The organism is Enterobacter hormaechei subsp. hoffmannii, assembly GCF_001729745.1.
GTDB lineage: Bacteria > Pseudomonadota > Gammaproteobacteria > Enterobacterales > Enterobacteriaceae > Enterobacter > Enterobacter intestinihominis.
In genome coordinates this window covers 2466984-2493732 of record NZ_CP017186.1, presented here as the reverse complement: position 1 = coordinate 2493732, position 26749 = coordinate 2466984, and the positions used below count along the sequence as shown (strand labels likewise).

Here is a 26749-nt window from a genome sequence, read left to right as displayed (position 1 = left end):
GTGGCGGCTGCGCCTTACCCGGCCTACGGAATTCACTATGCTCGGATCGAACCCTGGTCGAAGCTTCTCATCTTTCCCCGCATGGGAGAACCATGGGGCATTGTGCTTTTGGAGAGTGCTAAAGAATCTGGAAGTGATGGTGGTGGGGGAAGGATTCGAACCTTCGAAGTCGATGACGGCAGATTTACAGTCTGCTCCCTTTGGCCGCTCGGGAACCCCACCAGGGGTAATTCATATTTTGAGGTAAAGCTGGAGATGGTGGTGGGGGAAGGATTCGAACCTTCGAAGTCGATGACGGCAGATTTACAGTCTGCTCCCTTTGGCCGCTCGGGAACCCCACCACGGGGTAATGCTTTTAACTGGCCTGCTTCCTGTTGGAAGCGGGGCGCATCATATCAAATGAGACGCCCCTGTAAAGCATTCCTTTAGGAAAATGAAGCTGTTTGCCTGCTTTTTATCCGTAAAGGCGTAAAGCTAATCAATTCATTTTCCGAAGGATTAAAGAATAATCGTTCTGTTGCCGTACACAAAGACGCGCTGAGCAAGTACCTGATAAAGCGCACGGCTCAGTACGTTCTTCTCAACGTCACGGCCAGCACGCATCATATCTTCTGCCGTGTAGGTGTGATCCACGTGGATCACGTCCTGCATGATGATTGGGCCTTCGTCCAGATTATCATTCACGTAGTGCGCGGTTGCGCCAATGATCTTCACCCCACGCTCGTACGCCTGGTGATACGGACGCGCGCCAATAAAGGCTGGCAGGAAGGAGTGGTGGATGTTGATAATTTTGTTCGGGAAGCGCGCCACGAAGGATGGCGTCAGCACGCGCATGTATTTTGCCAGCACCACGTAGTCCGGGTTATGTGCTTCAATCGCAGCAGCCATCAGGTTGTCGTGCTCTTCGCGGGTATGACCTTCATGGCTGACCAGTTCAAACGGAATGTCGAAACGTTCAACCAGCGTACGCAGCGTCTCGTGGTTGCCAATGACGGCGGCAATTTCGACGTCCAGGCCACCGTAGTTGGCTTTCATCAGCAGATCGCCCAGGCAGTGCGCCTCTTTGGTGACCAGAATGACAATGCGGCGACGACCCGCCGGGTTTAGCTCGCGCACCGAGCCTTCCGGCAGGGCGCTGTCCAGATCGGCAAGCAGGGTTGTGTCGTTGAAAATACCTTCCAGCTCGGTACGCATAAAGAAGCGACCGGTACGGTGGTCAACGAACTCGTTGTTCTGCACGATATTCAGTTCATGCTTGTAACAAATGTTGGTAATTCGTGCGATCAGTCCTTTTTGATCGGGACAGATAGTGCGCAGAACTTTACGTTGTAATGATTGCATCGCCGGGAAATCCTGTTTATGTATTTGCGAAGTCTGAGTTGTCAGGCATTACTGCCGCAACACTTTTTAAATTTTTTTCCTGAACCACAGGGGCAGGGATCGTTACGACCGAATTGCGGACGTGTGCCGTCAATATAATACCATTGCCCGCTGTCCTTTAAGAACCGTGAGCGTTCAATGATGGCGCCGGGTTTGTTTTGTTCGCTAAAGCGGGCGACAAAACTGACATAGCCCTCGTTGGCATCGCGGCCGGGAGCGGCATCAAAGACGGTAAGGCCCAGCCAGACGGTGTTGGCAAATCCGGCTTCAATCTCTTGCCGAAAATCGGCAGCATCACAGGACGGATGCCAGGTTTTAATCAGGTAGTCTGCGTTTTTGATCACAAAAGCAGTATACCGCGAGCGCATAAGGTGTGACGGGTCTGGTGCAACCTGCTCGCCAGAAAGATATCGCTGGCAACATAGGCTATACTCCAGAGCGCTACCACAGGGGCAGAGTTGAGACACGATTCTCTTCCTGGAACAAAAAATAAGGCGTTAAACGCTTAAGGTAGCAATATGTTAACTGAGCAGGTGCGTTGACGCTATGTCGGGAATCCAGGGGAAGTAAAACAGGGCTAATGAGAAAGGTAAAAATTGGACTGGCGTTGGGCTCAGGTGCAGCCCGGGGTTGGTCACATATTGGCGTTATCAATACCTTAAACCAGATGGGGATTGACGTTGATATTGTCGCAGGATGTTCTATCGGGTCGCTGGTCGGATCCGCGTACGCCTGCGGTAAGCTCCCGCAGCTTGAAAGCTGGGTGCGCTCCTTTAGTTACTGGGATGTACTGCGCCTGATGGATCTCTCCTGGCAGCGTGGCGGCCTGCTGCGCGGCGAACGCGTATTCAATCAGTTTCGTAAGATAATGCCCCTCGCTGACTTCAGCCACTGCCAAATGCCTTTCGGCGCCGTTGCAACCAACCTCAGTACGGGCAGGGAGTTATGGCTCACCGAAGGGGATATTCATCTCGCCGTTCGCGCATCCTGTAGCATGCCTGGGTTAATGGCGCCTGTGCCTCATAATGGCTACTGGCTCGTTGATGGTGGCGTGGTGAATCCTGTGCCCATCTCTCTGACGCGCGCCATGGGGGCAGATATCGTCATTGCAGTGGATTTACAGCACGACGCTCACCTTATGCAGCAGGATTTGATGCCGGTTAATCTTCAGAGCGATGATGCGGAAGAAGAGAAACTTGCCTGGCATGCGCGTTTACGCGGCAGAATAGGGCGCCTGACTGCCCGTCGCACGGTGACCGCGCCGAACGCCATTGAAATCATGACGACCTCCATTCAAATTCTTGAGAATCGCCTGAAGCGAAACCGTATGGCTGGCGATCCTCCGGATATTCTTATTCAGCCCTATTGTCCACAAATCTCTACCCTTGATTTCCACCGGGCTGAGGCCGCCATAGCAGCGGGCTCGTTAGCCGTCGAAAAGAAAATAGATGAACTGTTGCCTTTTGTGCGTACAGCACGTTGAGCACTTTTTTGATTACTTCAGCAAAATCTGACAGGCGATAGTACCAATAGCATGCCACTATTGAGTAACTGTCAGCCAGGGGAGGAACCATGACACAGCCATTGGCCGGAAAACATATTTTGATAGTAGAAGACGAGCCCGTTTTCCGATCGCTACTGGATTCGTGGTTATCCTCACTGGGTGCAACCACGTCCCTTGCCGAAGATGGCGTCGAGGCACTGGAAAAAATGGCCAGCATGGCGCCTGATCTGATGATCTGCGATCTCGAGATGCCGCGCATGGACGGATTAATGCTGGTGGAAAACCTGCGTAACGAAGGTTATCAGACACCGATACTGGTGATCTCGGCAACCGAAAATATGGCGGATATTGCTAAGGCGTTGCGTTTGGGTGTGCAGGATATCCTGCTCAAACCGGTTAAAGATTTAAACCGACTGCGTGAAACGGTGTTGGCCTGCCTGTATCCCAATATGTTTAATTCCCGGGTGGAAGAAGAAGAACGTCTTTTCCAGGACTGGGATGCTTTAGTCAGTAATCCGCTCGCGGCCGCGAAGCTGCTTCAGGAACTTCAGCCGCCGGTGCAGCAAAATATCTCTCATTGCAGAGTAAATTATCGCCAGCTGGTAGCGGCTGACCAGCCTGGACTGGTGCTGGATATTGCGCCGCTATCAGATTCCGACCTCGCTTTTTATTGCCTGGATGTTACCCGAGCGGGAGATAACGGCGTTCTGGCGGCCTTATTACTCCGTGCGCTGTTTAATGGATTGCTACAGGAACAATTATCCCATCAGGGGCAACGACTTCCTGAGTTAGGCAGTTTACTAAAACAGGTCAACCAACTTTTTCGCCAGGCCAATTTGCCGGGGCAGTTCCCGCTTCTGGTTGGCTATTATCACAGCGGGTTGAATAACCTTATTCTGGTCTCTGCTGGATTAAATGCCACGCTGAATACCGGCGAACACCATATACAGGTGAGTAACGGTGTGCCGTTGGGAACGTTGGGTAATACTTACCTTAATCAAATTAGCCATCGCTGCACCTCCTGGCAGTGCCAAATTTGGGGTGCCGGTGGGCGGTTACGCTTAATGTTGTCCACGGAGTAAGCAGTCAGATTTTATTTTTCAGATTGCTTTACCTGTGTTTTTGCTGGCAGTGCTACTATCGCTGCAAGTTTCATGCGTATTTGTCTTAATTGATCGGCAACGCGTTCTTTTCAGACCCGTATTAGTGGCTGAGACTGTATACTCAACGCGTTATTCAATGCATAAAAGTTCAAAACTTGAACAGTTCAGGAGAATTTCAATGGCTGCCCTAAATTCGAAAGTCAGAAAGGCCGTTATCCCGGTGGCGGGATTGGGTACCAGGATGTTGCCAGCGACGAAGGCAATCCCAAAAGAGATGCTGCCTCTGGTTGATAAGCCATTAATCCAGTATGTCGTGAATGAGTGTATTGCGGCAGGTATCACCGAAATTGTATTGGTGACGCATTCATCTAAAAACTCTATCGAAAACCATTTCGATACCAGTTTCGAACTTGAAGCAATGCTGGAAAAACGCGTAAAGCGCCAGCTGCTGGAGGAAGTGCAGTCTATTTGCCCTCCACACGTTACCATTATGCAGGTTCGTCAGGGCCTGGCGAAGGGCCTGGGACACGCAGTATTGTGTGCACATCCGGTAGTGGGTGATGAGCCGGTCGCGGTTATTCTGCCAGACGTGATCCTTGATGAGTATGAGTCCGATCTTTCCCAGGAAAACCTGGCGGAAATGATTAAACGCTTCGACGAAACCGGCAGCAGCCAGATTATGGTTGAGCCAGTCGACGATGTGACTGCTTACGGTGTGGTTGACTGCAAAGGTGTTGCCCTGCAACCTGGTGAAAGCGTACCGATGGTTGGCGTTGTTGAAAAACCTAAAGCGGACGTCGCGCCGTCTAACCTTGCTGTCGTTGGCCGTTACGTACTGAGTGCTGAAATCTGGGCGCTGCTGGCCAAAACGCCTCCGGGTGCGGGCGATGAAATCCAGCTGACGGATGCTATCGATATGCTGATCGAGAAAGAGACCGTGGAAGCCTACCATATGAAAGGTAAGAGCCATGACTGCGGTAATAAGCTCGGTTATATGCAGGCATTCGTCGAATATGGCATTCGCCATAACAGCCTGGGTGAAGAATTTAAAGCCTGGCTCAAAGGTAGCGTGGGTATTAAGTAATAAACTCACGGACCAGTGAACAAGACCGGTGTGGCGATGCCCACCGGTTTTTTTATGCCTGTCGATCCGTAATTGGCTGGAGATTGTCAAGGACGTTAAATAGTGAGCCAGGCAATATGACAGAATGTAAGGAGATGTTTGGGGAATATTATGGGCATAAAAAATCCCGCATTAAGCGGGATTTTTCAGAATCTTTCCAGATTAATCCTTGATCAGGAAGTCATCCAGTTGTTTACCTTGTTCGTCCATAGCTTTCTTGATTACAGCAGGAGTACGACCCTGGCCGGTCCAGGTTTTCTCTTCGCCGTTCTCGTCGATGTAGCTATATTTAGCAGGACGTGCTGCGCGTTTTGCTTTGGTACCGGTTTTAGCCGCAGCCATGCTGTTCAGCAATTCGTTTGGATCGATACCATCGGCAATCAGCATTTCGCGATACTGTTGCAGTTTACGTGTACGTTCTTCGATTTCAGCCGCTGCTGCGCTTTCTTCTTCACGACGTTCGTTAACGACAACTTCTAATTTTTCGAGCATCTCTTCAAGCGTTTCGAGGGTACATTCTCTTGCCTGCGCACGAAGAGTACGGATGTTGTTCAGAATTTTAAGTGCTTCGCTCATTGTAGTAATCTCAAACTTATAATGGGGGTGGGTTTGTTGTCCTAATAATAGAGCGTTAATTTCACTTGTGCAATAGGTTGGAATGTAAGGAATTCAAAAAATACAAAATTAATGACGCTATTATTAATTACGCTAACTTAAATTTCATTGTTTGCTGGGGCGATGAGATATCGTTTCAAACGGCAAAAGCGCGTCATTTGCATGTTTGTTTTGTGACTTTTACCTCAGGAATTATAGTTGCGGTTGATAAATATCAGCCTTTCGTATTACTCCGGCTAAGCGCAGCGAACAGAAGAATAGTTAATAAATAGTGAATTTTAAAGATTGCAGAAGCCACTATAAAAAGAAGTGTTATCTCCGGTGTCGAGCTCGCCTTATTGTCCGTGCTAAAAGCCTTTACTGTCTGTTTTAACGCATTATTTTGCGCTATCAACGAAGAGTTTATTGGTGCAGAACAGCCTGGAGCACGCAGCCCGCCGCTGATGACAATACAAAATATGGTACAATGATCCATCGGGAATATTACACATTGATTAGGGTTCTTCGGCCAATGGCACAACTTTATTTCTACTATTCGGCAATGAATGCAGGGAAATCGACGGCGTTACTGCAATCCTCATACAATTATCAGGAGCGGGGGATGCGTACCGTTGTTTATACCGCCGAAATCGACGATCGCTTTGGGGCAGGGAAGGTAAGCTCAAGAATAGGGCTCTCGTCGCCTGCAAGGCTGTTTAACCCTGAAACGGACCTGCTTGAGGACATTCGTGCCCAGCATGCCTCTAAGCCTGTCCATTGCGTGCTGGTAGATGAAAGCCAGTTCCTGACCCGTGAGCAGGTCCATGCGCTTTCAGAGGTCGTTGATGAGCTGGATATTCCCGTTCTTTGCTATGGATTACGCACTGACTTTCGCGGTGAGTTATTTGCCGGTAGCCAGTATCTGCTCGCCTGGTCGGATAAGCTGGTTGAGCTGAAAACTATCTGCTTTTGTGGCCGCAAGGCAAGTATGGTTCTTCGCCTGGACCAGTCGGGTAAGCCTTATGCTGATGGCGAGCAGGTTGTGATAGGGGGCAATGAACGTTATGTCTCGGTCTGCCGCAAGCATTATAAAGAGGCGCTGGCTGTAGGCTCGCTGACGGCGTTACAGGGCGACAATCGCAAATAAAAAAAAATGTCTTACGGATCCTCAGATATAAAAAAACCCGCCAGCGGCGGGTTTTTTTTCACACTGTCAATTAAGCATTTTTCTTCGCTTTCTTGTCAGCCTTTACAACTGCGGGGATGTCAACTTTTACGGCAGCGATATCGCTTTCAGTGAAGTTACGACCGTAATAGGTATCCAGCAGGATCTGTTTCAGTTCGGAAATCAGTGGGTAGCGCGGGTTAGCACCAGTACACTGGTCATCGAATGCATCTTCAGACAGCTTATCTACGTGAGCGAGGAAGTCAGCTTCCTGAACGCCTGCTTCGCGGATAGATTTAGGAATACCCAGTTCAGCCTTCAGGCTTTCCAGCCATGCCAGCAGTTTCTCGATCTTCGCTGCAGTACGGTCGCCCGGTGCGCTCAGACCCAGGTGGTCTGCGATTTCAGCGTAGCGACGACGAGCTTGCGGACGGTCGTACTGGCTGAATGCAGTCTGCTTGGTTGGGTTGTCGTTGGCGTTATAGCGGATAACGTTGCTGATCAACAGGGCGTTCGCCAGACCGTGAGGAATGTGGAACTGTGAACCCAGCTTGTGCGCCATGGAGTGACAGACACCCAGGAAGGCGTTCGCAAATGCAATGCCCGCGATGGTTGCCGCACTGTGTACACGTTCACGAGCTACAGGGTTTTTCGAACCTTCGTTGTAAGAAGCTGGCAGGTTTTCTTTCAGCAGTTTCAGTGCCTGTAAAGCCTGACCGTCAGAGAACTCAGAAGCCAGTACGGAAACGTAAGCTTCCAGGGCGTGAGTTACCGCATCCAGACCACCGAACGCACACAGTGATTTCGGCATTTCCATGACCAGGTTGGCGTCAACGATAGCCATATCTGGCGTCAGTGCGTAGTCAGCCAGCGGATATTTCTGACCCGTTGCGTCATCAGTCACAACAGCAAATGGCGTCACTTCTGAACCGGTACCGGAAGTGGTGGTGACGGCGATCATTTTCGCTTTCACGCCCATTTTCGGGAACTTGTAGATACGTTTACGGATATCCATAAAGCGCAGCGCCAGTTCTTCGAAGTGGGTTTCCGGATGTTCGTACATGACCCACATAATTTTCGCGGCGTCCATTGGGGAACCGCCACCCAGTGCGATGATCACATCAGGTTTGAAGGAGTTAGCCAGTTCAGCGCCTTTACGTACAACGCTCAGGGTTGGGTCAGCTTCAACTTCAAAGAAGACTTCAGTTTCGACGCCAGAAGCTTTCAGAACAGAGGTGATCTGGTCTGCATAGCCATTGTTGAACAGGAAACGGTCAGTCACGATGAGCGCACGTTTGTGGCCATCAGTAATCACTTCGTCCAGCGCGATTGGCAGAGAGCCGCGGCGGAAGTAGATAGATTTCGGAAGTTTGTGCCACAACATGTTTTCAGCTCGCTTAGCAACGGTTTTCTTGTTGATCAGGTGTTTTGGACCAACGTTTTCAGAGATGGAGTTACCACCCCAGGAACCACAACCCAGAGTCAGGGAAGGTGCGAGTTTGAAGTTATACAGATCACCGATACCACCCTGAGAAGCAGGGGTGTTGATCAGGATACGTGCCGTCTTCATCTTCTGACCGAAGTAAGCAACACGCTCTGGCTGGTTATCCTGGTCGGTGTACAGGCAAGAGGTGTGGCCGATACCGCCCATCGCCACCAGCTTCTCTGCTTTTTCTACCGCGTCATCGAAATCTTTCGCACGGTACATTGCCAGTGTCGGGGACAGTTTTTCGTGAGCAAACGGCTCACTTTCATCAACGACTTTCACTTCACCAATCAGAATCTTGGTGGTAGCAGGGACGCTAAAGCCGGCGAGTTCAGCGATTTTATACGCTGGCTGACCTACGATAGCTGCGTTCAGTGCACCATTTTTCAGAATCACGTCCTGAACGGCTTTCAGTTCTTTACCTTGCAACAGGTAGCCGCCGTGGCTGGCGAAACGTTCACGAACGGCGTCGTATACCGAATCAACCACGACAACAGACTGTTCAGATGCACAGATAACGCCGTTATCGAAGGTTTTTGACATCAGCACAGAGGCAACTGCACGCTTGATATCTGCCGTTTCGTCGATCACAACAGGGGTATTACCTGCGCCTACGCCGATGGCTGGTTTACCGGAGCTGTATGCTGCTTTAACCATACCAGGACCGCCGGTCGCCAGGATTAGGTTAATGTCCGGGTGATGCATCAGGGCATTGGACAGTTCAACAGAAGGTTGGTCGATCCAACCGATCAGATCTTTTGGCGCACCCGCAGCAATGGCAGCCTGAAGCACGATATCCGCTGCTTTGTTGGTGGCGTCTTTCGCACGTGGGTGCGGGGAGAAAATGATTGCGTTACGTGTTTTCAGACTGATAAGAGATTTGAAGATGGCGGTAGAGGTTGGGTTAGTGGTTGGAACGATACCGCAAATAATGCCGATGGGTTCAGCGATAGTGATGGTGCCAAAAGTGTCGTCTTCTGACAGCACACCGCAGGTTTTCTCATCTTTATAGGCGTTGTAGATATACTCTGAAGCAAAGTGGTTTTTGATCACTTTATCTTCAACGATACCCATACCGGATTCGGCAACGGCCATTTTAGCGAGAGGGATTCGAGCATCTGCAGCAGCCAGAGCGGCCGCGCGGAAGATTTTATCAACCTGTTCTTGGGTGAAATTGGCATATTCACGCTGGGCTTTTTTCACGCGCTCGACGAGGGCGTTCAGTTCAGCGATATTGGTAACAGCCATAATGCTCTCCTGATAATGTTTAAACTCTTTTAGTAAACCAGCGCTCGATACGTCTGACAGTATAGTCAGAGCCGATCCCACTTGCGTAACACACAGTAAAACAAAGGATTACTCACTGCTTCCGCTCACTAATTTACTAAAAGAGCCTTACCTTAGCATCATACCTTTTTGATAGGTGATCTCCCTGGCGGCGTAACCAAGATTACTCACTTCTGAGTACGAAAATTATGATCAAGATCAATTTTGTCCTAAGCTGATACCTTTCAGCAGGGTTATTTTGTGCTAATTATTCCAGTGTTAAATAATTAAGTAACTATTGGAAGTGGCGCTATCATTGATTATACAAATGTTTAACATCATGAATTGATAACGTTTTAGAACAGATTTCTGGTGAAGTGTGCGGCTAAAAAGCGTATCTTCAGCGCGGATTTATCATTACACGCTGTCTCTCCCTGACCATGCTCAATTGCGGAGCTTAATGTGATTCAAACGCTCTTTGATTTCCCTACATATTTCAAGTTTTTTATTGGCTTGTTTGCCCTGGTCAACCCGGTAGGGATTATCCCTGTCTTCATCAGTATGACCAGTTATCAGACAGCTGCCGCGCGAAATAAAACCAACCTGACGGCAAACCTGTCGGTGGCGATTATCTTGCTTACGTCTCTTTATCTGGGGGACGCCATTCTTCAGGTCTTCGGCATCTCGATTGATTCGTTCCGAATAGCAGGCGGGATCCTGGTGGTGACGATTGCCATGTCGATGATCAGCGGCAAGCTGGGGGAGGATAAACAGAACAAGCAGGAAAAATCAGAGACAGCTATCCGCGAGAGCATCGGCGTGGTGCCACTGGCACTGCCGCTGATGGCGGGCCCGGGGGCAATCAGCTCTACCATTGTATGGGGAACACGCTATCACAGCCTGATGCACCTGATTGGCTTCTCTGTCGCCATTGCCCTGTTCGCACTTTGCTGCTGGGGCGTATTTCGTATGGCACCATGGCTGGTTCGCTTGCTGGGACAAACGGGCATCAACGTGATTACCCGTATCATGGGTCTGTTGTTAATGGCGTTAGGCATCGAATTTATCGTTACCGGTATAAAAAGTATATTCCCCGGATTAGTACACTGACTTTCGTTTGAAAGAGCGGAGCCAGCGGCTCCGTTTTTTTACGTGAATATCAGCAAATCATATAAATAAAGTTGAAATACGCACCAGCCATAATAAGTTCTACTAATAACCCTCTTTTGTTGATTTTCAAGAGGTTGTTTATTTTCAGTATGCTTCTCTGCCCATAAATCCTTCAAACGCTCTGTTATTTTACTCACATGATACTCTGGGGCTTGCTGACAGATAACCGAAATGATATTAGTAATTTCGACGCTGACCCAGACGAATGTGCTAAATAATAACCAGATGTTAAATTTTCGTGAAAAATCGTTCGAATTTGTCATGTCATCGCACCAGTCACGAGAGAACTCTACAACTGAATGTGTTGTAAGGGTTTTACTTGTTTTTGGCGTGAAAGGTGGTCGGCGGCATAGCTACGCCTGACTCCGTAAAAGAGAAATGCTTAACAAATTTGCAAAATGTATTGGCGAGAGTTGGCACCATTTGGTACTTTCCGGCCTTATATTTTGCGGCATTAAACAAGTTGATGAGAACTATTTTCATATAGACCTCACTTAAGCTTTCCAGCACACCTCACTGACAGGGGAGAGGTGTAAAGAATCGACGCAAGATCGCCGTACGAGCGGTCAGTAATAATGAAGTCGATGATAGCAAGAAGTAAAAAAAGAACCTGACAGCAGCAAAAAAAACTCCTGCGCTGTACAGGCCCCAACAGGGGATTACACAACTGGCGAAGGCCAGTCATAATAATGAGTGGAGTATCAACACAATGTCCATCATCACAAAAAAAAGTCTGGTAGCGGCGGGGATTTTAACTGCGCTAATCGCGGGCAACGCTGCAATGGCTGCGGACGTTCCTGCTGGTGTTCAGCTGGCTGAGAAGCAAACGCTGGTACGTAATAACGGTGCGGAAGTGCAGTCTCTTGATCCGCACAAAATTGAAGGTGTTCCAGAGTCTAACGTTAACCGCGATCTGTTTGAAGGTCTGCTGGTGACTGACGTAGACGGCCACCCGGCTCCGGGCGTGGCGGAAAAATGGGACAACAAAGATTTTAAAGTCTGGACCTTCCATCTGCGTAAAGATGCCAAATGGTCTGACGGTACGCCGGTTACCGCCGAAGATTTCGTCTATAGCTGGCAGCGTCTGGCGGATCCGAATACCGCCTCCCCGTACGCGAGTTACCTCCAGTATGGCCATATCGCCAATATTGATGACATCATCACGGGTAAAAAGCCAGTAACCGACCTGGGCGTAAAAGCCATCGATGCCAACACTTTTGAAGTGACGTTGAGCGAACCTGTTCCGTACTTCTATAAGTTGCTGGTTCACCCGTCCGTTTCTCCGGTACCAAAATCCGCGGTAGAAAAATTTGGTGAAAAATGGACGCAGCCTGCGAATATCGTGACCAACGGTGCATATAAGCTGAAGGACTGGGTCGTTAACGAGCGTATGGTGCTGGAGCGCAACCCGCAGTATTGGGATAATGCCAAGACGGTTATCAATCAGGTCACCTACCTGCCAATCTCTTCTGAGGTAACGGACGTAAACCGCTACCGCAGCGGCGAAATCGACATGACCTATAACAACATGCCGATTGAACTGTTCCAGAAGCTGAAAAAAGAGATCCCGAAAGAAGTTCACGTCGATCCGTATCTGTGCACCTACTATTATGAAATTAACAACCAGAAAGCACCGTTCACCGACGTACGTGTTCGTACCGCACTGAAGCTGGCTCTGGATCGCGACATTATCGTGAATAAAGTGAAGAATCAGGGCGACCTGCCGGCTTACAGCTACACCCCGCCTTACACCGACGGTATGAAGCTGGTTGAACCTGAATGGTTCAAATGGTCCCAGGAAAAACGTAATGAAGAAGCGAAAAAGCTGCTGGCTGAAGCGGGCTATACCGCCGACAAGCCGCTGACGTTTAGTCTGCTGTACAACACCTCCGATCTGCATAAAAAACTGGCTATTGCCGTCGCGTCAATCTGGAAGAAAAATCTCGGCGTGAACGTGAAGCTGGAAAATCAGGAATGGAAAACCTTCCTCGATACGCGCCATCAGGGAACCTTTGACGTGGCACGTGCAGGATGGTGTGCGGACTATAACGAACCGACCTCATTCCTGAACACCATGCTCAGCGACAGTTCGAACAATACCGCACACTATAAGAGCCCGGCGTTTGATAAGCTGATTGGCGATACCCTGAAAGTGGCAGATGACGCCCAGCGCGCCGATCTGTACGCGAAATCAGAACAACAGCTCGATAAAGACTCTGCGATCGTTCCGGTTTACTACTACGTTAACGCCCGCCTCGTGAAACCATGGGTAGGGGGTTATACCGGTAAAGACCCGTTAGATAATATTTCCGTTAAGAATCTTTATATTATCAAGCATTAATGGCAATACGTGGGGCGAGCGAGCTTGCCCCACTGTGTCTATTTTGTAACATTCATCAGGCACACGCCAGAAGGTACGGGCAATGTTGAAATTTATCCTGCGTCGCTGTCTTGAAGCGATTCCAACGTTATTTATTCTAATTACAATTTCCTTCTTTATGATGCGTCTTGCGCCGGGCAGTCCTTTTACCGGTGAACGCACGCTTCCGCCAGAAGTTATGGCCAACATCGAAGCGAAATACCATTTAAACGATCCTATCACCACGCAGTACTTCAACTATCTGAAGCAACTTGCACACGGTGATTTTGGTCCGTCATTCAAATATAAAGACTATTCCGTTAACGACCTGGTGGCGTCCAGCTTCCCGGTATCGGCTAAATTAGGGGCTGCTGCATTTATCCTGGCCGTTGTTCTCGGTGTCACTGCGGGCGTTATCGCCGCACTAAAACAAAATACCCGATGGGATTACGCCGTAATGGGGGTCGCAATGACCGGGGTGGTTATCCCCAGCTTCGTTGTCGCGCCGTTGCTGGTCATGATATTCGCGATAACCCTTAAATGGCTGCCCGGGGGCGGCTGGAATGGCGGGGCGCTGAAGTTCATGATATTGCCGATGGTGGCATTATCTCTGGCCTACATTGCCAGTATCGCCCGTATTACGCGTGGTTCAATGATTGAAGTCCTGCACTCGAACTTTATCCGTACCGCCCGAGCGAAAGGGTTGCCGATGCGCCGGATTATTTTCCGTCACGCTCTCAAGCCTGCACTGTTACCGGTGCTCTCCTATATGGGTCCTGCATTCGTCGGCATTATTACGGGTTCAATGGTGATTGAAACCATTTATGGCCTGCCGGGCATCGGGCAGTTGTTTGTTAACGGGGCGCTTAACCGAGACTATTCGCTGGTGCTGAGCCTGACGATCCTCGTGGGCGCGCTGACCATTCTGTTTAATGCCGTTGTCGATGTGCTGTATGCCGTTATCGATCCGAAAATCCGTTACTAACTGGAGCACGCCATGATGTTGAGTAAGAAAAACAGCGAGGCGCTGGAAAACTTCAGTGAAAAGCTGGAGGTCGAAGGTCGTAGCCTTTGGCAGGACGCCCGCCGTCGTTTTATGCATAACCGTGCCGCCGTTGCCAGCCTGGTCGTGCTGGTGCTTATCGCGCTGTTCGTAACCCTGGCACCAATGCTCTCTCAGTTCACCTATTTCGATACGGACTGGGGCATGATGTCCAGCGCGCCGGATATGGAATCCGGGCACTATTTCGGTACCGACTCCTCCGGGCGTGATTTGCTGGTGCGTGTGGCGATTGGCGGCCGTATCTCCCTGATGGTTGGCATCGCAGCGGCGCTGGTGGCGGTAATTGTCGGCACGCTTTACGGTTCGCTTTCCGGTTACCTCGGCGGGAAAGTGGACTCCGTGATGATGCGTATGCTTGAAATCCTGAACTCCTTCCCGTTCATGTTCTTCGTCATTCTACTGGTGACCTTCTTTGGTCAAAATATCCTGCTGATTTTCGTGGCGATTGGGATGGTGTCCTGGCTGGATATGGCGCGTATTGTGCGCGGCCAGACGCTGAGCCTCAAACGTAAGGAGTTTATCGAAGCCGCACAGGTTGGTGGCGTTTCTACCGCCAGTATTGTGGTGCGTCATATCGTTCCTAACGTGCTGGGCGTGGTGGTGGTATACGCCTCCCTGCTGGTGCCAAGTATGATCTTGTTTGAATCTTTCCTGAGCTTCCTGGGATTAGGTACGCAAGAGCCGTTGAGTAGCTGGGGCGCTCTGTTAAGTGACGGCGCAAACTCCATGGAAGTGTCACCGTGGTTACTGCTGTATCCGGCGGGCTTCCTGGTCGTCACCCTGTTCTGTTTCAACTTTATCGGCGATGGCCTGCGTGATGCCCTCGACCCGAAAGACCGTTAAGGAGCGCCGTCATGACCATTATTGAAACGGCAACCGCGCCACAGGCGCAACAGCGGACCAGCGCACTGCTGGACGTTAAAGACCTCCGCGTGACGTTTAAAACCCCCGACGGTGATGTGACTGCCGTTAACGATCTCAACTTCGACTTGCGTGCCGGTGAAACGCTGGGCATTGTGGGCGAATCCGGTTCCGGTAAATCCCAGACCGCATTCGCGCTGATGGGCCTGCTGGCGTCAAACGGCGTGATAGGGGGTTCGGCGACGTTTAACGGGAAAGAGATCCTGAATTTGCCGGAACATGAGCTGAACAAACTGCGCGCCGAGCAGATTTCAATGATTTTCCAGGATCCGATGACCTCCCTGAACCCCTATATGCGGGTGGGTGAACAGCTGATGGAAGTGCTGATGCTCCACAAGGGGCTGGGCAAAGCCGAAGCGTTTGAAGAGTCCGTCAAAATGCTGGATGCGGTGAAAATGCCTGAAGCACGCAAGCGCATGCGCATGTATCCGCACGAGTTCTCCGGCGGTATGCGTCAGCGCGTCATGATCGCGATGGCATTGCTTTGCCGGCCAAAACTGCTGATCGCTGATGAACCAACCACCGCTCTCGACGTGACCGTCCAGGCGCAGATCATGACGTTGCTGAACGAGCTGAAGCGTGAGTTCAACACCGCCATCATCATGATCACCCACGATTTAGGCGTCGTTGCCGGGATCTGCGACAAAGTGTTAGTCATGTATGCAGGCCGCACGATGGAATACGGTAATGCCCGCGATGTGTTCTACCAGCCAGCCCACCCGTACTCTATCGGGCTGCTGAATGCCGTACCGCGCCTCGATGCGGAAGGGGAGTCGCTGCTGACTATCCCGGGCAACCCGCCAAACCTGCTGCGTTTGCCAAAAGGCTGCCCGTTCCAGCCACGCTGTCCGCATGCGATGGAAATCTGTAACAGCGCACCGCCGCTGGAAGCGTTTGCCCCAGGCCGTCTACGCGCCTGCTTTAAGCCGCTGGAGGAGCTGGTATGAACGCAATCGACGAAAAAAGAAATGTGCTGCTCGAAATCGCTGACCTGAAGGTCCATTTCGATATCAAAGACGGTAAACAGTGGTTCTGGCAGCCTGCCAAAACCCTGAAAGCGGTGGATGGCGTCACGCTACGCCTGTACGAAGGGGAGACCCTGGGCGTGGTGGGCGAATCCGGCTGCGGCAAGTCGACATTTGCGCGTGCGATCATCGGCCTGGTGAAAGCCACCGACGGGAAAGTGGCCTGGCTTGGCAAAGATCTGCTGGGGATGAAGCCGGATGAATGGCGCAATGTGCGCAGTGATATCCAGATGATTTTCCAGGATCCTCTGGCGTCCCTGAATCCGCGTATGACCATTGGCGAAATCATTGCCGAGCCGCTGCGCACCTATCATCCGAAGATGCCGCGCCAGGAAGTTCGCGATCGGGTGAAAGCGATGATGCTGAAGGTGGGTCTGTTGCCTAACCTCATCAACCGCTACCCTCACGAGTTTTCCGGCGGTCAGTGCCAGCGTATCGGTATCGCACGCGCGTTGATCCTTGAACCGAAACTGATTATCTGTGATGAGCCGGTTTCGGCGCTGGACGTTTCCATCCAGGCCCAGGTGGTTAACCTGCTACAGAAACTGCAACGGGAAATGGGGCTGTCGCTGATCTTCATCGCCCACGATCTGGCGGTGGTAAAACACATTTCAGACCGTGTGCTGGTCATGTATCTGGGCCACGCCGTGGAACTGGGCACGTATGATGAGGTGTACCATAATCCGCTGCACCCTTATACCAAAGCGCTGATGTCTGCGGTTCCCGTTCCGGATCCCGATCTGGAAAAAAATAAAACCATTCAGCTTCTGGAAGGTGAACTGCCTTCGCCAATCAACCCGCCTTCAGGCTGCGTATTCCGTACGCGATGCCCAATAGCCGGGCCGGAATGTGCAAAAACACGGCCGGTTCTGGAGGGCAGTTTCCGACATGCGGTTTCCTGCCTGAAAGTAGACCCGTTATAATCGCAAGGGCTGACATGATGTCAGCCCTTATTTTTTCGAGGTTAATGTGTCGCGATTATTCACGTCGGCCCGTCAGCGGCTTTATCACCTTTTATTTGATCCAGAAACGGTTTCCGGTCGCCGTTTCGAGGGTCTGTGTGGCTTATTTGCACTGATTAGCGTCATTATTATCTTTATCGAATCCGGTGCCGGAACGCAGTACCACATGACGTATGAGGAGTGGCACGTTTTTGTCTGGCTGGAATTGATCGTCACGCTGGTGTTTACCGCAGAGTATGTGCTGAGGGTCATTAGCTGGCCAAATCCGGCGAAATACGTTTTCAGCTTCTGGGGATTTATTGATTTAGCCACTATCCTGCCGCTGTATGTCATGTGGCTGTGGCCTGAGATCAGCCTGAATTATGTGTTTGCCTGGCGCGCAATGCGGGCGATTCGTGTGTTACGAATTTTGAAGCTGCTGCGCTTTATGCCGTCGCTGAGGGTTTTTTGGGTCGCCATTGTCAGCGCCCGCCACCAGCTTATTCTCTTCTATTCATTTATTGCTATCGTGATGATCGTTTTTGGCTCCCTGATGTATTTAATCGAAGGGCCAAAATACGGGTTTACCACGCTTAATGCGTCGGTTTACTGGGCTATCGTCACGGTGACCACCGTGGGCTATGGCGATATTACACCGCATACGCCGCTCGGACGTATTGTGGCATCGATTCTTATTCTGATCGGTTATTCGGTAATAGCGATACCGACGGGGCTAATTACCACCCATATGAGCAGCGCCTTCCAGAACAGCAAGCAGCAACGCAAATGTCCGAATTGTCAGCAGGGAAATCATGAACCCGGGGCGCGGTTTTGTCACCGCTGTGGAAATGCCTTGCCGGATTAAATAAAAAAGGCTGCGCGGGCAGCCTTTTTTATTATTCGCGCCAGAGAATATGGCACAGCTTATGGTCTTTCTCGCGGCACAGCAGGACGCGGGCAAAGATGTCGTTAATTTCTCCGCCGTCTTCATCTGCCAGGCCAATTACCACCTCAGCGAAGAAGTCCGGGTTGAGATCAAAATCGACGTGTTCGGCCCAGTCTTCAGACGGATCGAACAGCTCAGCACCGCCACGCTCTTCAAATTGCAGGTTGAAAAGAATGACGTCAGCAGGGTCGAGATTATCGACCGCCAGCTCGAGAAAAATATCGTAGGCCTGTTCGAGCGTTTCGTCTTCGGTCAGGCGATTGTTCAGATCCATTTCCATGATGACTACCTGTTAAACATCGTTGGGCACGTTTTACAGCAACGGACTAAAGAAGTAAAACAGTCGTTCGGCAATTCGCTGCCACAGCGGACGTTTCGCCCACAGTCTGGCGTCCAGCAGGCGTGAGCGGGAGATATAATCATCCTGAACCGCCGCCAGATCGCCGCCGAAACCGGCGTCATCAATGACCAGCGTAATTTCAAAATTCAGCCACAGACTGCGCATATCGAGGTTGACGGTACCCACCAGGCTCAGCTCTCCGTCTACCAGCACGCTCTTGGTGTGTAACAGACCGCCTTCGAACTGATAGATTTTAACGCCCGCGGCCAGCAGCTCACTAAAGAACGCGCGACTTGCCCACCCGACCAGCAGCGAATCGTTCTTGCGCGGCATAATAATGCTCACATCCACTCCGCGCTGTGCCGCTGTACAGATGGCGTGCAGAAGGTCGTCGCTGGGGACGAAATAGGGCGTGGTCATGATCAGATATTCCCGCGCTGAGTACGCGGCGGTAAGCAGTGCCTGATGGATCAGATCTTCCGGGAAGCCAGGACCGGAGGCGATAGTGTGGATAGTGTGCCCGCTGGCTTCCTCAAACGGCATGATATTGCCATCCGGCGGCGGGGGAAGAATGCGTTTACCGGTTTCAATTTCCCAGTCGCACGAATAGACGATGCCCATAGAGGTTGCCACTGGACCTTCCATGCGAGCCATCAAATCGATCCATTGCCCCACGCCGGAATCCTGTTTAAAGAAGCGGGGGTCGACCATGTTCATGCTGCCGGTGTAGGCGATATAGTTATCGATCAGGACCATTTTCCGGTGCTGACGAAGATCCATGCGGCGCAGAAAGACGCGCATAAGATTCACTTTCAGCGCCTCGACCACCTCGATACCGGCGTTGCGCATCATGCCTGCCCACGGGCTACGGAAAAAGGCCACGCTGCCGGCGGAGTCCAGCATCAGGCGGCAGTGGATACCGCGACGTGCAGCGGCCATCAGCGATTCGGCGACCTGGTCCGCCATGCCGCCCGGCTGCCAGATATAAAACACCATCTCGATATTATGCCGGGCGAGCTGGATATCACGGATCAGCGCCTGCATCACGTCATCGGAAGAGGTCATCAGTTGCAGCTGATTGCCTTTTACCCCAGCAATGCCCTGGCGGCGTTCGCACAACTTGAACAAAGATGCGGCCACGCTGCTGTTCTCTTCGGCGAATATATGCTTGCAGGCTTTAAGGTCGGCAAGCCATTTTGCCGTGGAGGGCCACATGGCACGGGCGCGTTCGGCCCGGCGTTTACCAAGATGAAGTTCACCGAAAGAGAGATAGGCGATGATGCCCACCAGCGGCAGAATGTAGATAATCAGAAGCCAGGCCATGGCGGAAGGTACCGCTCTGCGTTTCATCAGAATGCGCAACGTCACCCCGGCAATTAACAGCCAGTATCCTAAAATGACCAGCCAACTCACCACGGTGTAGAAGGTTGTCATAAATAAAAAATCCTTTTGAAAGCGTATTGTTATGAGTTTACGCATCAGGATTCATCTGGCAAATAAAAACGGCAGATAAAAGCGCTGGTTTGCCGCCTGCTTAGGCATATAATGGCATCTCTGTTAGAGAAAGAGTTGTAGACATGAAGCGCAGTAGAACTGAAGTAGGGCGCTGGCGCATGTTGCGACAGGTGAGTCGTCGTAAGGCTCGTTGGCTGGAAGCACAATCCCGCCGCAATATGCGTATCCACGCCATCAGAAAATGTGGCCTGAACAGACACCGTAACGCGCTGCTGTTCGCGGTCCAGGATATCTGAAAAGCATGAGGGGCACCGTAAAGGTGCCCATTAAACATCCAGACTATCAATCTTTGCAGTCTCCTCCCGTCTGCTTTCCACGATATACTACGTCCCCATAACGTCATGATATTAAAAGATGAATCCTTATCTCTGGATTTTTATTGCACTTTTGGCGCTGGATGCGCTCAGGGAAGGTTTAGGACTTTCGTCATTTTCCTCATTGGCAGATTATGTTTTTGCGTGGGGAATACATTGGCTTTATTAAAGGAAAAAAGGATGAACGTAAAAGTGATGGCAGCACTCTTCGGGATTGCAATATTAAGCGGCTGTGCCAGTAGCAAAACCTCACCCGAACGGCACGCGTTTTATTTCGTGTCGCATCAGTCCAGCTTTACTGGCGGCAATTACACCTCCAGCGTGCAGAAAAATTATCACCTGAACGTAGCGCAGTTCCGCGAGCTTTATGCCCGGGGCAAAGCTGACCGTGCGGAAGGGCGGACTCAGGCTGAAGCCAGTGAATACGCGCAAAGCATTCGCGATCAGCTGAAAGAAAATGCGAAGTCGCAGGAATTGTACGCAGGCAACGCGAAGGATAAATGGTCTTCGGACATGGACAGTAAAGACGCCATATTATTTGGTAATGAACTGGCCGCGACTTATCTTGATGGTTATAACGGCGTACAATAGCGCAACTGATTCAGGGGATACCGTAATTACCGGTATCCCCGCTGTTTTTGAGAAAAAGGAGTGAGACGTGTTTGCGGAGTTTGGTGTACTGAATTTCTGGACCTATGTTGTCGGCGCATTTTTTATCGTGCTGGTTCCAGGACCGAACACCTTGTTTGTGCTGAAAACAGGGATTGGCCACGGCGTTAAGAAAGGCTATCTGGCAGCCACCGGTGTGTTTATTGGTGATGCCGTGCTGATGTTTCTGGCCTGGGCGGGCGTCGCCGCGTTGATCCAGACCACTCCGGTATTATTTAATATTGTCCGCTATCTTGGGGCGTTTTATCTGCTGTGGCTCGGCGGAAAAATGCTCTGGTCCGTTATGACACGTCAAAAAAATGCGCACGAAAGTAGCGCCGAACCGGCAAGCGCGATCCTTAAGCGTTCGCTGGTGCTGAGCCTGACGAACCCGAAAGCGATTCTCTTTTACGTATCGTTCTTCGTGCAGTTCATTGATGTCAATGCGAAGAATACCGGCACGTCGTTCCTGATCCTCGCCACAACGCTTGAGCTGATCAGCTTCATGTACATGAGCTTCCTGATTTTCTCAGGCGCGTTTGTCACGCGTTATCTGAAAACCAAAAAGAAACTGGCGAAGCTGGGGAATGGGTTGATAGGCCTGCTGTTTGTTGGATTTGCGGCGAGGCTGGCGTCGCTGCACTGAATGAAGAAAAGGCTCCCGAGGGAGCCTTTTTAATGTCTAGCGTAGCTGGAAAGCCGCGCCAGACAAGGCTTCACGTTTCACTACTAGCAGCCAAAAGCCATAAAAAGCGGCTAGGGTGTGGACACATTGTGGACACTCTTACCACCATTAGCACCCTTCAGCGGGTTAAGCGAAATCGCGTCCTGCAGGTACTGAGGAGCGAAGTGCGCATAGACCATTGTCTGCGCAATTTTCGTATGACCTAAGATCCTCTGCAGTGTGATGATATTGCCCCCGTTAATCATAAAGTGCGTGGCGAAAGAGTGTCGTAGCGCATGTGTTGCTTGCCCCGCCGGTAAGTCGGGCTTAACTTCTTTGAGGATTCGCCTGAAATCAGCATAACTGGCCTCAGGAAACAGAAAGCCTCGTGCTTTGCCGACTACATAAGCCGCAACGTCATCAGAGATCGGGACCGTGCGCGGTGTGTTGGTTTTCGTCTTAACGAAAGACACCCGATTATGAATCACATTCTCCGCCTTCAATCGCGCAGCTTCTCCCCATCTTGCCCCGGTACTCAAACACAAAACCGCAATTTTACGATTATCACCTGAGAGCGCAGCAAGTAAGGCGTCAATTTCCTCAAGAGTGAGATAGCCCGTTTCGGCTGTCTGCTCTTTCAGTTTTTTGAATCCCCTGAATGGATGCTCACCGTTATACAGTTCTGACTCAATCAGGGTTGTGAACATCCCACCTAGCGTGATCAGGTCGCGGTTGATGGTAGTTGGCTTAATACCTTCACCCCGGCGTTGAGCACAATATTGCGTTATCAGGCACTTGGTGATCTGGAAAGCGCACGGATTTCCGGTCATCGTTTCGAAACGCTCAATTTTCCTGAGATACGATTGACCGTGCTCCTCATGTTTACCTTTCAGCTTCCACCATAACTCTTTCAGTTCCGACAATTGGCGTTTGTCCGTTGGTTTTGAAAGCCATTCCTTTGAGTGATGGTTATATTGAGTATGTTTTTCAAAAGCCATCGCCTCGCTTTTCTTGTCGAACTTCCGACGGATGCGTTTTCCGTTACGCCCGGTCGGTCTAATGTCCACTTCATATCGACCATCATCGAGCTTTTTAACAGACATAAAGCCTCCCGATGATGTTACTGCGTACTTCAATTTCCTGATTTAAATAGCAAAAACTCACTGCGCATTTACTGCACAAATAAGCGCCGTAAATGGTTAGCCAGTTTTCTTGTCTGAGTGGGGTGACGTTGTTGTCTGCTGCCCAAAGTGCGCGAGAGCCGGTGCAATCTGCCCAGCTTCGGGTGTTATTTGATCAGTCATAAACCACATGGTGTATTTCGTGAAGCGCGGATGCTGCAGGATTTTCATGATTTGTTCGACTCCCGGCTTTTTGTCACCGGCTTCATAACTGCAAAAAGAACCGTAAACGATTCCAGTTAACTCACTGAATTGTCGTCTATTTAACCTTTCTGACTCTCTTATCAGCTTGATTTTTTCATGGATCTGTATTGACATAAAATCACCTATAGTTGAACATTATCACCTATCGTAGATTTAACTAGCCGATAGATGAATCACCTTTTAGAGCAACTAAACCCTATTTAGAGCAATTAATCACACTAAAGGAGAATCGTAGCAGATGACTAACCAGCTTGTAAGCAGAACAGATGCGGTTCCATATCAGGAATTTGCCCGTCTTATTGGTAAAACCCCCGCTGCAGTCAAAGGCATGATTGAGAAGGGCAAGCTGCCTGTAGTCGAGATGACTGATCCGCAGTCAACGAGTGGGCGCGCAGGGGAATATTGGGTTTATCTGCCCGCCTGGAACAAGGGTATGAAGATGGCCTACGACAGCCGCCCGAAGGAAATTCGTGATGGTTGGCTGATGTGGCTCGGGTTAGGGGAGCCAGTATGAATAATGAACCTCGCTGCATTGCACAGCTGCTTCGAAGAGAAAGCCCTAAACCTACCAACTTCACTATCACTCATGGTCGCGGACGCAAGGGCATCATCATCCGAACCCGTAAGACGAGTGTTATCGAGAAGCTTCGCCGCCTGGTCAAAAAGAGAGGACTGTAGTTATGACGGTCATGACACTTGATGTGATCCAGAAGCAACCAACAGCACTTCGCGGTCTGGTCTGCAAGTATCTGGCTCAGCCTCGTTGGCAGGACACTTGTGATTTTTACAATCAGATGATGGAGCGGGAGCGTCTTACGGTTTGTTTCCACGCTCAATTAAAACAGCGTCACTCTGTGATGCGCTTAGAGGAAATGTCTGAAGCCGATCGTGAGCGTCTTGTTTGTGCGCTTGATGAATTGAGAAATGCATTCACCCGGTATCGCCAACTTGGCGCGTCAAAAGCAACTTTCATCAGCCGCCTGACCGTCAGCCAAAGGCGCTCACTGTTTCTTCATGCGGGACTGACAGAGCAGGAGTTTATGATGCCGCATTGGCGTTTGAACGAGGAGGACTGTTATTGGCGTGAGAAACTTTTCCGCGCTCTGCGAGAGTTGTTCAGTCTTTTTGAGTACGCGCCAACCATTTTAACCTCGGTAAAGCCTGAGCAGTATTTACATTAATTAATCTGGATTCGTTTTATTACGCGCCTTACAGCGTGGGGACTCCTTTTGTCCGGAGATAGGCAAATGCAAAAGCAAAATACAGCGCAGCCGGGGATGTGTTCGGCACTTCTGGGGCATGCAGTAAGCGAGGCACAGCGCGACACGGCGACCCGTTTCTCTTCTTGGTTTGACGGGCTTATCGCGCACATCAGCAAGTCAGAACTTAATCGCACCGAGATTATCGAGTTATTGGGTCAGGAGTCGGAAAAGTTACACAACGCAATTTTCGGTAGAGCTGGCTAACCACTTTTAAAAGGAAGAAAAAATGAGCCTACGCATTGAGATAAATAACCAGTACGTCATTACCAGCGACCGCTATCAATTCATTTTGCAGGAGAAGAAGACTGCCACATCCGGTAAGAATGAAGGTAAGGAATGGCTGGACGTTGTGGGTTACTACCCAACTATCCCTAAGCTTATCTCAGGCTTGGCATTGCATGATCTTTTGACCAGCGATCTTACCGGCTTCTCAGCGTTGGAAGCTCGAATTGAACGCTTGGGGAAGCAATGTCTGGACGCCTTTAAATAATATGTCCAACGAACCTCGGGGGCGTGTTGCCCCCTCGCCACCACCACCATTTTTGAAGGGCACCAGTGATTCATTCGTTGGTGCTTACCCATGGAATGCTCCACGTCCTGCAATTGGCCGTGATAGACCCCTTAAACGTGGCGAATTCCGTCAGGTGCAAGGCGTTTTAGTTAAAGTTAATCGCCTGCCATATGTCTTAAAAACGTTGTTTAACTCGCGGTATGACTTCATCCGTCGTACAAAAAGCCCACTTCATGGTTTCTATTTCCTCAAGAATACAGTTGAGCAAAGGGTGGGGCCGCGTCTTGAGCGGGTTAATCAGTTAAATGGAATGAACGAGACTGCATCGCTTCTCTTTCTGAGCGAGCGCGAAAGCTATTCACGATTAGCGGGTATGAGTGACAAAGCGCTCAAAAAATTTGCTGCTCGTATTGCTTCGCAGCTCTATGTTGCTTATGAGGAACTTAGCGACGCATGGGCAGATGCTCATGGCGGTAAAGAAACCCTTTTCACCGATGAAGCGCAGGCGCACTTATATGGTCACGTTGCCGGTGCAGCTCGTGCATTCAACATTACCCCAATGTTCTGGAAGAAATACCGCAAAGGGCAAATCACGATCCGCCAGGCATTTTCCGCCATCTCTCGTCTGATTAACGATGAATGGTGGATTAACCAGTTTAAGGCGCAGCGTATGCGCTGGCACGAGGCTTTGCTGATTGCCGCCGGTGAGGTGAATAAAGACCGCTCCCCATACGCCAGCAAAACGGCGATCCGTGATGTACATTCCCGCCGTCAGGCTAACTTCGAATACTTGAAGTCGTGTGACTTGGAAAACAAAGTCACCGGTGAGCGCATCGATCTCATCAGCAAAGTCATGGGAAGTATTTCAAACCCCGAAATCCGTCGTATGGAACTGATGAATACTATCGCAGGGATTGAACGCTATGCGGCCGGTCAGGGTGACGTCGGGATGTTTATCACTATCACCACGCCGTCGAAGTATCACCCGACACGTCAGGTTGGAAAGGGCGACAAAAAGACGGTGCAGCTTAACCACGGATGGAATGACACTGCCTTTACGCCCAAGGATGGACAGCGGTATTTGTGCCGTATCTGGAGCCTGATGCGTACAGCTTTTAAGGATAACGGTCTGCAGGTCTACGGGATGCGTGTTGTTGAGCCGCATCATGACGGGACTCCGCACTGGCATATGATGCTTTTTTGCAAACCAGAGCAAAGCAAACAGGTCACCGAAATCATGCGCCGTTATGCCTTAAAAGAAGATGGCGATGAAAAAGGCGCTGAAGCACAGCGCTTTGAAGCTAAGCACCTCAATCAAGGTGGCGCAGCCGGTTACATTGCAAAATACATCGCGAAGAATATCGATGGTTACGCGCTCGATGGTCAGGTCGATCACGACACCGGCAAACCTCTAACCGATACCGCAGCAGCTGTAACCGCATGGGCGTCAACATGGCGTATCCCGCAATTCAAATCAATTGGTCTGCCGACGATGGGCGCATACCGCGAACTGCGCAAACTGCCTCGCGGGGTAAGTATTGCTGATGAATTCGATGAGCGTGTCGAGGCGGCCAGAGCTGCAGCTGATGAAGGTGAATTTGACCGGTATATCGCAGCGCAGGGTGGGGCGAATGTTCCACGCGATAGCCAGACCGTCCGTGTGGCTCGTAACGTGACTGATGAGGTCAACGCCTACGAAGAGGATATAGAGAGAGTAGTGGGCATCTACGCCCCGCACTTGGGCTCTGAGCTGGTACGTGTTACCCGGACAGCCGAATGGCGCATTGTTCCAAAGCTTTTGGCCGTTGAGCCTTTGACTTTAAAAAGCGGCATTGCCGCGCCTCGGAGTTCTGTCAATAACTGTAGATGTTTGGAAAATGATTTTGATACATACACTTATGATATGACGTATAAGAAATGTCGAGTTCAAAAAGCATATCCAATAAAAATAGTAGTTAATTTTGGATTAAATAATGTAAAAGCAAGGGGCGAAGAGAAAGGTAGTTATTTGAGGGATGTGCAGGGATATGAAAGAAAGTGAATGGAATATTAATGAGTTCAAAA

General features: G+C 50.4%; 28 protein-coding genes and 2 tRNA genes. 20 read left to right on the top strand and 10 right to left on the bottom strand.

Going from position 1 to position 26749, the window contains the following annotated elements; genetic code table 11:
- Window positions 1-137 precede the first annotated feature (137 nt).
- The 4 genes from BFV65_RS11740 to BFV65_RS11725 all read right to left on the bottom strand — a co-directional run bounded on the left by BFV65_RS11740 (window position 138) and on the right by BFV65_RS11725 (window position 1847).
- Window positions 138-222, bottom strand: a tRNA-Tyr gene (locus BFV65_RS11740).
- Window positions 223-256: 34 nt separating this feature from the next.
- Window positions 257-341 (bottom strand) — tRNA-Tyr (locus BFV65_RS11735).
- 157 nt (window positions 342-498) lie between these two features.
- The gene (gene purU, locus BFV65_RS11730) at window positions 499-1341 is read right to left on the bottom strand and encodes a formyltetrahydrofolate deformylase (RefSeq protein WP_003856715.1); all 843 of its coding nucleotides are present in this window, start codon (window positions 1339-1341) and stop codon (window positions 499-501) included.
- Between the two features lie 41 nt (window positions 1342-1382).
- A complete protein-coding gene (locus BFV65_RS11725) occupies window positions 1383-1847 on the bottom strand; it encodes a YchJ family protein (RefSeq protein ID WP_022648358.1) in 465 nt (154 codons plus the stop codon).
- A 113-nt stretch (window positions 1848-1960) separates the two neighbouring features.
- On the opposite strand from BFV65_RS11725, the gene rssA reads away from it, so the two are divergent.
- The 3 genes from rssA (at window position 1961) to galU (ending at window position 5071) form a co-directional block, all read left to right on the top strand.
- On the top strand, window positions 1961-2863 hold the full coding sequence (rssA, locus tag BFV65_RS11720; RefSeq protein WP_022648357.1) for a patatin-like phospholipase RssA: 903 nt from the start codon (window positions 1961-1963) through the stop codon (window positions 2861-2863).
- An 89-nt stretch (window positions 2864-2952) separates the two neighbouring features.
- A complete protein-coding gene (gene rssB, locus BFV65_RS11715; protein ID WP_003856721.1) occupies window positions 2953-3966 on the top strand; it encodes a two-component system response regulator RssB in 1014 nt (337 codons plus the stop codon).
- A gap of 199 nt (window positions 3967-4165) precedes the next feature.
- Window positions 4166-5071: a UTP--glucose-1-phosphate uridylyltransferase GalU gene (gene galU / locus BFV65_RS11710; RefSeq protein WP_022648355.1), complete on the top strand. Its 906-nt coding sequence runs from the start codon at window positions 4166-4168 to the stop codon at window positions 5069-5071.
- 201 nt (window positions 5072-5272) lie between these two features.
- Here the strand turns inward: galU and hns are convergent, their stop codons facing one another.
- Entirely contained in the window at window positions 5273-5686 is a 414-nt protein-coding gene (gene hns, locus BFV65_RS11705) for a histone-like nucleoid-structuring protein H-NS (RefSeq protein ID WP_003856724.1), read from the bottom strand.
- Window positions 5687-6236: 550 nt separating this feature from the next.
- On the opposite strand from hns, the gene tdk reads away from it, so the two are divergent.
- Window positions 6237-6851: a thymidine kinase gene (tdk, locus tag BFV65_RS11700; RefSeq protein ID WP_032622434.1), complete on the top strand. Its 615-nt coding sequence runs from the start codon at window positions 6237-6239 to the stop codon at window positions 6849-6851.
- 70 nt (window positions 6852-6921) lie between these two features.
- On the opposite strand, the gene adhE is transcribed toward tdk, so the two are convergent.
- Window positions 6922-9603 (bottom strand): bifunctional acetaldehyde-CoA/alcohol dehydrogenase, encoded by a 2682-nt coding sequence (gene adhE / locus BFV65_RS11695; protein WP_069596674.1) that lies wholly within the window; start codon window positions 9601-9603, stop codon window positions 6922-6924.
- Window positions 9604-10083: 480 nt separating this feature from the next.
- Between adhE and BFV65_RS11690 the strand changes: the two genes are divergently transcribed.
- From BFV65_RS11690 to BFV65_RS11655, 7 genes are all read left to right on the top strand, one after another.
- Window positions 10084-10731: a YchE family NAAT transporter gene (locus BFV65_RS11690; protein ID WP_017384236.1), complete on the top strand. Its 648-nt coding sequence runs from the start codon at window positions 10084-10086 to the stop codon at window positions 10729-10731.
- Between the two features lie 769 nt (window positions 10732-11500).
- On the top strand, window positions 11501-13132 hold the full coding sequence (gene oppA / locus BFV65_RS11680) for an oligopeptide ABC transporter substrate-binding protein OppA (RefSeq protein WP_023300277.1): 1632 nt from the start codon (window positions 11501-11503) through the stop codon (window positions 13130-13132).
- 82 nt (window positions 13133-13214) lie between these two features.
- Window positions 13215-14135, top strand: coding sequence for an oligopeptide ABC transporter permease OppB (gene oppB / locus BFV65_RS11675; protein ID WP_003856738.1), 921 nt, complete (start codon window positions 13215-13217; stop codon window positions 14133-14135).
- A 12-nt stretch (window positions 14136-14147) separates the two neighbouring features.
- The gene (gene oppC, locus BFV65_RS11670) at window positions 14148-15056 is read left to right on the top strand and encodes an oligopeptide ABC transporter permease OppC (protein WP_069596672.1); all 909 of its coding nucleotides are present in this window, start codon (window positions 14148-14150) and stop codon (window positions 15054-15056) included.
- Between the two features lie 11 nt (window positions 15057-15067).
- Window positions 15068-16081, top strand: a complete 1014-nt coding sequence (oppD, locus tag BFV65_RS11665) for an ABC transporter ATP-binding protein (RefSeq protein WP_017384234.1) — start codon at window positions 15068-15070, stop codon at window positions 16079-16081.
- Window positions 16078-17082, top strand: coding sequence for a murein tripeptide/oligopeptide ABC transporter ATP-binding protein OppF (gene oppF, locus BFV65_RS11660; RefSeq protein ID WP_022648351.1), 1005 nt, complete (start codon window positions 16078-16080; stop codon window positions 17080-17082). Before oppD ends, oppF begins: the two co-directional genes overlap by 4 nt.
- A gap of 46 nt (window positions 17083-17128) precedes the next feature.
- A complete protein-coding gene (locus BFV65_RS11655) occupies window positions 17129-17965 on the top strand; it encodes an ion transporter (protein WP_022648350.1) in 837 nt (278 codons plus the stop codon).
- Window positions 17966-17996: 31 nt separating this feature from the next.
- Here BFV65_RS11655 and BFV65_RS11650 read toward each other — a convergent pair whose 3' ends face one another.
- Window positions 17997-18326 carry an HI1450 family dsDNA-mimic protein gene (locus tag BFV65_RS11650; protein ID WP_006810881.1) on the bottom strand — a complete coding sequence of 110 codons (330 nt, stop codon included), beginning with the start codon at window positions 18324-18326 and terminating at the stop codon, window positions 17997-17999.
- A 33-nt stretch (window positions 18327-18359) separates the two neighbouring features.
- Window positions 18360-19820: a cardiolipin synthase gene (gene cls, locus BFV65_RS11645; RefSeq protein WP_022648349.1), complete on the bottom strand. Its 1461-nt coding sequence runs from the start codon at window positions 19818-19820 to the stop codon at window positions 18360-18362.
- Window positions 19821-19963: 143 nt separating this feature from the next.
- On the opposite strand from cls, the gene BFV65_RS23140 reads away from it, so the two are divergent.
- The 4 genes from BFV65_RS23140 (at window position 19964) to leuE (ending at window position 21509) form a co-directional block, all read left to right on the top strand.
- The gene (locus BFV65_RS23140; protein ID WP_017384232.1) at window positions 19964-20137 is read left to right on the top strand and encodes a YciY family protein; all 174 of its coding nucleotides are present in this window, start codon (window positions 19964-19966) and stop codon (window positions 20135-20137) included.
- Between the two features lie 118 nt (window positions 20138-20255).
- The gene (locus BFV65_RS23565; protein WP_209662595.1) at window positions 20256-20384 is read left to right on the top strand and encodes a KPN_01571 family protein; all 129 of its coding nucleotides are present in this window, start codon (window positions 20256-20258) and stop codon (window positions 20382-20384) included.
- An 11-nt stretch (window positions 20385-20395) separates the two neighbouring features.
- Window positions 20396-20806 (top strand): Exc2 family lipoprotein, encoded by a 411-nt coding sequence (locus tag BFV65_RS11640; protein ID WP_023300275.1) that lies wholly within the window; start codon window positions 20396-20398, stop codon window positions 20804-20806.
- 67 nt (window positions 20807-20873) lie between these two features.
- Entirely contained in the window at window positions 20874-21509 is a 636-nt protein-coding gene (gene leuE / locus BFV65_RS11635) for a leucine efflux protein LeuE (protein ID WP_006810877.1), read from the top strand.
- A 110-nt stretch (window positions 21510-21619) separates the two neighbouring features.
- Here leuE and BFV65_RS11630 read toward each other — a convergent pair whose 3' ends face one another.
- Together BFV65_RS11630 and BFV65_RS11625 are read right to left on the bottom strand one after the other, a co-directional pair.
- A complete protein-coding gene (locus BFV65_RS11630; RefSeq protein ID WP_069596671.1) occupies window positions 21620-22630 on the bottom strand; it encodes a phage integrase in 1011 nt (336 codons plus the stop codon).
- Between the two features lie 96 nt (window positions 22631-22726).
- Window positions 22727-23026: a helix-turn-helix domain-containing protein gene (locus BFV65_RS11625; RefSeq protein ID WP_069596670.1), complete on the bottom strand. Its 300-nt coding sequence runs from the start codon at window positions 23024-23026 to the stop codon at window positions 22727-22729.
- Window positions 23027-23150: 124 nt separating this feature from the next.
- Between BFV65_RS11625 and BFV65_RS11620 the strand changes: the two genes are divergently transcribed.
- The 5 genes from BFV65_RS11620 (at window position 23151) to BFV65_RS11600 (ending at window position 26726) form a co-directional block, all read left to right on the top strand.
- Window positions 23151-23426, top strand: a complete 276-nt coding sequence (locus BFV65_RS11620) for a regulatory phage cox family protein (RefSeq protein WP_059354248.1) — start codon at window positions 23151-23153, stop codon at window positions 23424-23426.
- A gap of 166 nt (window positions 23427-23592) precedes the next feature.
- Window positions 23593-24093: a phage replication protein B gene (locus BFV65_RS11615; RefSeq protein ID WP_032658815.1), complete on the top strand. Its 501-nt coding sequence runs from the start codon at window positions 23593-23595 to the stop codon at window positions 24091-24093.
- 66 nt (window positions 24094-24159) lie between these two features.
- A complete protein-coding gene (locus BFV65_RS11610; RefSeq protein ID WP_069596669.1) occupies window positions 24160-24378 on the top strand; it encodes a DUF2732 family protein in 219 nt (72 codons plus the stop codon).
- A gap of 22 nt (window positions 24379-24400) precedes the next feature.
- Window positions 24401-24664 carry a DUF5405 family protein gene (locus tag BFV65_RS11605; RefSeq protein ID WP_062934567.1) on the top strand — a complete coding sequence of 88 codons (264 nt, stop codon included), beginning with the start codon at window positions 24401-24403 and terminating at the stop codon, window positions 24662-24664.
- A gap of 1 nt (window position 24665) precedes the next feature.
- Window positions 24666-26726, top strand: a complete 2061-nt coding sequence (locus BFV65_RS11600) for a replication endonuclease (protein ID WP_236724037.1) — start codon at window positions 24666-24668, stop codon at window positions 26724-26726.
- Window positions 26727-26749 lie beyond the last annotated feature (23 nt).

Coding starts and splice junctions, on each gene's coding strand:
- tdk (WP_032622434.1), top strand. CDS start 6,237: ATGGCACAACTTTATTTCTACTATTCGGCAATGAATGCAGGGAAATCG.
- BFV65_RS11600 (WP_236724037.1), top strand. CDS start 24,666: ATGTCCAACGAACCTCGGGGGCGTGTTGCCCCCTCGCCACCACCACCA.
- BFV65_RS11640 (WP_023300275.1), top strand. CDS start 20,396: ATGAACGTAAAAGTGATGGCAGCACTCTTCGGGATTGCAATATTAAGC.
- oppC (WP_069596672.1), top strand. CDS start 14,148: ATGATGTTGAGTAAGAAAAACAGCGAGGCGCTGGAAAACTTCAGTGAA.
- BFV65_RS23565 (WP_209662595.1), top strand. CDS start 20,256: ATGAATCCTTATCTCTGGATTTTTATTGCACTTTTGGCGCTGGATGCG.
- hns (WP_003856724.1), bottom strand. CDS start 5,686: ATGAGCGAAGCACTTAAAATTCTGAACAACATCCGTACTCTTCGTGCG.
- BFV65_RS11650 (WP_006810881.1), bottom strand. CDS start 18,326: ATGGAAATGGATCTGAACAATCGCCTGACCGAAGACGAAACGCTCGAA.
- BFV65_RS11620 (WP_059354248.1), top strand. CDS start 23,151: ATGACTAACCAGCTTGTAAGCAGAACAGATGCGGTTCCATATCAGGAA.
- cls (WP_022648349.1), bottom strand. CDS start 19,820: ATGACAACCTTCTACACCGTGGTGAGTTGGCTGGTCATTTTAGGATAC.
- purU (WP_003856715.1), bottom strand. CDS start 1,341: ATGCAATCATTACAACGTAAAGTTCTGCGCACTATCTGTCCCGATCAA.
- oppD (WP_017384234.1), top strand. CDS start 15,068: ATGACCATTATTGAAACGGCAACCGCGCCACAGGCGCAACAGCGGACC.
- BFV65_RS11615 (WP_032658815.1), top strand. CDS start 23,593: ATGACGGTCATGACACTTGATGTGATCCAGAAGCAACCAACAGCACTT.
- oppF (WP_022648351.1), top strand. CDS start 16,078: ATGAACGCAATCGACGAAAAAAGAAATGTGCTGCTCGAAATCGCTGAC.
- rssB (WP_003856721.1), top strand. CDS start 2,953: ATGACACAGCCATTGGCCGGAAAACATATTTTGATAGTAGAAGACGAG.
- BFV65_RS11625 (WP_069596670.1), bottom strand. CDS start 23,026: ATGTCAATACAGATCCATGAAAAAATCAAGCTGATAAGAGAGTCAGAA.
- oppA (WP_023300277.1), top strand. CDS start 11,501: ATGTCCATCATCACAAAAAAAAGTCTGGTAGCGGCGGGGATTTTAACT.
- galU (WP_022648355.1), top strand. CDS start 4,166: ATGGCTGCCCTAAATTCGAAAGTCAGAAAGGCCGTTATCCCGGTGGCG.
- oppB (WP_003856738.1), top strand. CDS start 13,215: ATGTTGAAATTTATCCTGCGTCGCTGTCTTGAAGCGATTCCAACGTTA.
- rssA (WP_022648357.1), top strand. CDS start 1,961: ATGAGAAAGGTAAAAATTGGACTGGCGTTGGGCTCAGGTGCAGCCCGG.
- BFV65_RS23140 (WP_017384232.1), top strand. CDS start 19,964: ATGAAGCGCAGTAGAACTGAAGTAGGGCGCTGGCGCATGTTGCGACAG.
- BFV65_RS11605 (WP_062934567.1), top strand. CDS start 24,401: ATGAGCCTACGCATTGAGATAAATAACCAGTACGTCATTACCAGCGAC.
- adhE (WP_069596674.1), bottom strand. CDS start 9,603: ATGGCTGTTACCAATATCGCTGAACTGAACGCCCTCGTCGAGCGCGTG.
- BFV65_RS11610 (WP_069596669.1), top strand. CDS start 24,160: ATGCAAAAGCAAAATACAGCGCAGCCGGGGATGTGTTCGGCACTTCTG.
- BFV65_RS11630 (WP_069596671.1), bottom strand. CDS start 22,630: ATGTCTGTTAAAAAGCTCGATGATGGTCGATATGAAGTGGACATTAGA.